At 68.6% G+C, this 6,140-nt stretch carries 1 protein-coding gene; it reads right to left on the bottom strand.

Annotated features, from left to right (window positions below):
- Positions 1 to 6,140: amino acid adenylation domain-containing protein (locus ACFYXM_RS36675; RefSeq protein WP_389296143.1), on the bottom strand; the 6,140-nt coding region annotated here is incomplete at both ends.

Here is a 6,140-nt window from a genome sequence, read left to right as displayed (position 1 = left end):
CACCACCGCAACCGCCCCAGGAACAACCCCCACACGCCCCGCAACCAACTCCACCACCGAACGACCACCCACACCCACACCAGGACCCGCCCACTGCGCGAGCAGGACACCGGCTTCAGCGGTCTCCAGCATCCCGAACCGGTCGAGCGGCATTTCCGGCTGCGCGGTCACACGCTCCGCAAGAGCTATCCAGTGGCGGCACATCCGCTCGACGGTCGAGGCGTCGAACAGGTCCGTGTTGAACTCGGCCACGGCGGCGAGGCCACCGCCGTGGGTCTGCTGGAAGTGCAGGCTCAGCTCGAACTGGGCTGCCTCACGCGGCATCGCCTCGTCCTCGACACGGAGGCCGGGCAGCTCGAAGGCGCCCATCGGGGTGTTCTGGAGCGCCACGAGCGCCTGGACGAGCGGGGTGCGGGAGGTGTCACGCTCGGGAGCCAGCTCCTCGATGAGCCGGCTGAACGGCACGTCCTGATGCGCGAACGCGTCCAGCGTCGTCTCCCGCACCTCCGACAACAGCGCTCCGAAGCCCATGGACTCGTCGATCCGCGATCGCAGCACCAGCGTGTTGACGAAGAACCCGACCAGATCCTCGATCTCGGCGCGCTCCCGTCCGGAGACCACGGTGCCCACTGCGATGTCCCGCTGCCCGCTGTACCGCGAAAGCAGCAACTGCGTCACCGCGGTCAGGGCCATGAAGAGGCTGGCCCCACGCTCCTGGCTCAGCCTCGTGAGCCGGTCGGACAGTTCGGACGAGACCTCGAACGCGTGCAGGGCGCCGGCCGAGGTGCGCACGGCCGGACGCGGCCGGTCCGTCGGCAACTCCAACGGCTCCAGACCCGACAACTTGTCACGCCAGTAGTCGAGCTGACCGTCCAGCGCCTCGCCCGCCAGGTGCTCGCGCTGCCAGACTGCGAAGTCCGGGTACTGCACGGGAAGTTCGGGCAGCGCGTCATCTTCACCACGCACGGCGGCGGTGTACAGCGCGCTCAGCTCACGGGTGACCACGCCCATGGACCAGCCGTCGGTCACGATGTGGTGCATCGACAACGCCAAGACGTGCTCACGCTGGGAGAGACGGACCAGCAGGACCCTCGTGAGCGGACCGTTGCGCAGGTCGAACGGCAGCGCCGCCTCGTCGGCCAGCATGGCCCTGAGCCCGTCCTCGCCCGCGGTTTCCGCCAGGCGGACGGCCACCTCGATGTCTTCGGGTGCGTGGACGGTCTGGACGCCACGGCCGTCGACGGAGTCGAAGGTCGTACGCAGGGCCTCGTGCCGGGCAACTAGCCCGGCCACGGCCGCACGCAGCGCCACGACGTCCAGCTCACCCGTCAGACGCAGAGCGGCTGAGATGTTGTACTCAGTACCGCCGGGAGTGAAGTTCTCCAGGAACCAGAGGCGTTCCTGGGTGAACGAGAGCGGGAGCGGTCCGGTCCGGGGCGCGGGGAGGATCCCCGGCTCCTCCGGCTCGTCACCGGCGACCTGTCCGGCCAGGGCCGCGACGGTCGGGTGGTCGAACAGCGCACGCGGCGACAAGCCCGTGCCCAGGGCGCCACGCAGCCGCGAGACGACCTTCAGGCTGGAGATCGAGTCGCCCCCCAGCGCGAAGAAGTCATCGTGCACACCGACCCGTTCGATGCCGAGCACATCACCCCAGATACCGGCGAGGATCCTCTCCGTATCGGTGCGCGGGGCGACGTACTCCTCCCCCGGCTCCGCCTCCGGCGCGGGCAGCGCCCTGCGGTCCACCTTCCCATTGACGGTGAGCGGCAGCTCGCCCAGGACGACGAACGCCGACGGCACCATGTACTCCGGCAGCAGACCGGCCGCATGCTCACGGATCCCGGTCATGTCCAGGACCTGACCGGCTGCCGGGACGAGGTAGGCGACCAGGCGTTTCACCCCTGGGCGGTCCTCACGGACCTGCACCGACACCACACCCGCCGACGCATGACGCGACAGCACCGACTCGATCTCGGCGACCTCGATCCGGAAACCACGGATCTTCACCTGACCGTCACCACGGCCCAGGAAGTCCAGCCGGCCATCCACCCGCCACCGCACCACATCCCCCGTGCGATACAGCCGACCGCCCTCACCGAACGGATCCGCGACGAACCGTTCCGACGTCAGATCGGACCTGCCGTCATAACCACGCGCCAGACCGGACCCACCCAGATACAACTCACCCGCGACACCCACACCCACCGGCCGCAGCGCGGCGTCGAGCACATACGCACGAGTGTTGTCCATGACCCGGCCCAACGGCACCGAACCACCCGCCACGTCCTCGGACGCGATCGGCCCGCACACGGCGAACGTCGTCGACTCCGTCGGACCATAACCGTTGACAAGCACCAACCCCGGGCAGGTGTCCAAAAGACGCCGCACCGCCGCGGCCGGAACCGCGTCACCACCCGTCCACACCTCACGCAGACCCTCGAAACACCCCGGATCCTCCTCCACCAGCACACCGAACAACGCCGCCGTCACCCACAGACCCGAAACACCCGACGCCACCGCCTCACGCACCACCGGCGCACTCAACTCCGCCTCCGCCACGACCACGGTCCCACCGTTCAACAACGGCACCCACACCTCATACGTCGCCGCATCGAACGAATGCGGCGAATGGAACAACACCACCCCATGCCCACCCGAACCCCAACGACCATCCGCCGCCAACGCAACAATGTCCCCATGCGTGACCGCCACACCCTTCGGCACACCCGTCGACCCCGACGTGAACATCACATACGCCAAAGAATCAGCCCCCACGACCGGCGCGACCACACCAGAGCCCACCGGCACCGCATCCACCGCGAGAGCCGGAATGTCCGCGACCTCGTCCACACCCCGGTCCGTGAGCACCAGCCCAGCACCGGCCTGCGCCAGCACCTGCCGCACCCGCTCCTCCGGATACGAGACGTGCACCGGTACGTACACACCGCCCGCCTTCAACACGGCCAGCATCGCCACGACCACGTCCACCGACCGCTCCAACAGCAGCCCGACCCTGGACTCGGACGACACACCACGCTCCACCAGGACGGCGGCAAGACGGTCGGACTCGGACGCCAGCTCGACGTAGGACAGCCTCGCGGCACCACACCGCACAGCCACCGCCTCCGGCGCCGCGGCGACCCGGCGGGCAAACGCCTCTATCACCGAGGCGTCGTGGAGCGCGACGCCCCCTCCATCGGCCCACTCGTCGACGACGAGGGCGCGTTCCTCAGGAGCCAGGAAGTCCAGCGCTCCGAGCCGGGTCTCAGCGTTGTCCACGAGCACGGTGAGAACCTGGGCGAGGCGTTCGGCCAGGGTGTCGACCGTGGTCCGGTCGAGGAGAGCGGGGTCGTACGCGAGCGTCATGTCTAGACTTTCGCCGGCCAGTGCGGCGATGAGGGTCAGTGCGTAGTTCGTCGACTCGACAGCCTGAACACCACTGACCGACACACCGTGCCGCTCCGCCGCGCCCGTATCGACCGGGTAGTTCTCGAACACCACCAGGCTGTCGAACAGGGATGCACCCGCGGGCAGGTCCGTCTCGATGTCCGACAACGCCACGTACTCGTACTGCCGCGACTCCACCAGATCCGACTGCACACCTCCCAGCCACGACGCCACCCGCGCCGACGGATCCAGCCTCACGCGCACCGGAACCGTATTGATGAACAGACCCAGAATGTCCTCCACGCCCGGCAGATCCGCCGGACGCCCCGACACCGTCGTCCCGAACACCACATCACCCGAACCCGACCCGGACGACGCCCCCGCCGACTGCGACAGCAACAGCGCCCACGCCCCCTGCACCACGGCGTTCACCGTCAGACGATGCCGACGCGCGAACCCACCGACCCGGCCCGCAACCCCAGCACTCAGCACCACCGGAACCCGGCCACTCGAACGACCCCGCTCCACCTCACCCGGCAAACGGTCATACGGCAATGCCACCGGATCCGTCACACCCGCCAGCCGACCACGCCAGAACGCCTGCCCGGCATCCGCATCCTGCCCCACCAGCCAACGCACATAATCACCGAACGAACCCCGCGACCGCGCAGCCCTCCCGGACCCGTCACCGGCGTACTCGGCAAGCACGTCCGGCACCAACGCCGCCGTACTCCATCCATCCAACAGCACATGGTGGAACGTCCACACCACCCGCACCGCATCACCCGACAACCGAGCCAACACCACCCGCAACAACGGACCGGAGGTGAGGTCGATCCCATGCACGCGATCCTGGTCCAACAGCTCGGCCAGAGCCTCGGCCTGCCCCTCCTCCGTCAGGTCGCTCCAGTCGAGCACGGTGACCGGCACCGTCACGTCCCGATGCACCACCTGCACCGGCTCCGACAACCCCTCCCAGGCCAACGACACCCGCAACGCGTCCGAACGCCCCACCACCGTCCGCCACGCGCACGCCAACCGCTCCACATCCGACACACCATCAAGCCGGAACACGAACTGCTCCACATAGGCCGACGAACCCGGATCCGCCAACGCGTGGAACAGCATCCCCGCCTGCAACGGCGTCAACGGATACACATCCTCCACACCCCGACCATCACCCACCACACGATCCACCTCCACCTGCGACAACCCCACCAACGGGAAGTCCGACGGAGTGCAACCACCGGCCCCCACACCCTCACAATGCGCCACACACGCGACCAACTCCGCCGCGAACGCATCCGCCAGCCCCCGCATCGTCTCCTCGCGATGCACATCACCCGAGTAGATCCACGAGAACGCGAGACGGCCGTCCTGGATGGCTCCGACCACATCGATCAGATGGGTGCGGTTCTCGTGCGGTGCGTGGTCACCGCCGGGCAACGGCAAGGCGTCTCGGAAGAGGCCTTCGCCGGCTTCGCCGCCGATGTCGAAGTGACCGTGGTAGTTGAAGCTGATCTGTGGGTCGTCCTCGGCCAGGCCTTCCAGGCCACCACCGAGGTAGCGCAGCGCCCCGTAACCCACACCCCGGTCCGGAACAGCACGCAACTGCTCCTTCACCGACTTCAGATCACGACCCCACGCATCGCCACCGTCCACGTCCTCACCCGGCAAGCCCAGGGCCACCGGATACACCGACGTGAACCACCCCACCGTGCGCGTCAGATCCACACCCGCGAACAGTTCCTCACGACCATGCCCCTCCAACAGCACCGGAACCCGGTCACGCCCCGTCCACCCACGCAACACCCGCGCCAACGCCGTCAACAGCACATCATTCGCCTGCGTCCGATACACCGCCGGCACCCGCTGAACCAACGCCTCCGTCTCCTCCACCGACAGAGCGACGGAGACCGTGCGGGCTGAGGCGACGGTGTTGGTTCCGTCGGGGTTGTCGAGCGGCAGCCGGTGGTCGGCCTGTGCCGTGGCGGAGGTCCAGTGGGCACGCTGGGCGTCGAAACCGCCGCGCGCCGTGTGAGCCGCCAGTTCCTGGGCCCACTGACGCACGGAAGTGGTCTTCGGGCCGAGGTCAGGCGTACGCCCCGCGGCAGCCTGTTCGTACGCCGTGCTCAGGTCCTCCAGCAGGATGCGGAGGGACACACCGTCGATGACCAGGTGGTGCGCCGCGATGAAGAACCACGGGGCACGCCCCGCGCCCCTCCGGCCGAGAAGGACGCGGACGAGCGGACCTCCATCGAGGTCCAGGTCCGCCTGGGCGGCAGTGGCCAGCCGCTGCCAATGTGCTTCTGCTTCGGCGTCGTCCTCGGGCAGGTCGTGGGACGCGAAGATCCCTTCCGCGGTGACGGACGAGCGGTCCTCGTACCGGGCCGAGGTGCGACCGGAGAAGGTGGTACGGAGCGCATCGTGCTGGGACAGGACTGCCCCGAGCGCCGTCAGCAGGGCCGACTCGTCGGTCTCCGGGTCCAGCGCGAGGGCCAAGGACATGTTGAAGTGCTCCGGGGCCACCGGGTGGGTCTCGAAGAACCACTCCCGGGCGGGCAGCGTCGGCACCTCACCGGTGAGCTCACCCTGCTCGGCGGTCGAGGCCGCCGCCACAGCGTCCGACTCCACAGCCGGGATGACCGCGGCCAGAGAGGAGATGGTGGGGTGCTGGAAGACGTCCCGGGACGAGAGTGACAGACCGGCGCGGCGGGCCCTTGAGACGACCTGGAGGCTGATGATCGAGTCGC

This window comes from Streptomyces sp. NPDC002476 (assembly GCF_042889785.1).
GTDB lineage: Bacteria > Actinomycetota > Actinomycetes > Streptomycetales > Streptomycetaceae > Streptomyces.
The sequence above is the reverse complement of the archived record's forward strand: the minus strand, read 5'-3'. Positions and strand labels throughout refer to the sequence as shown.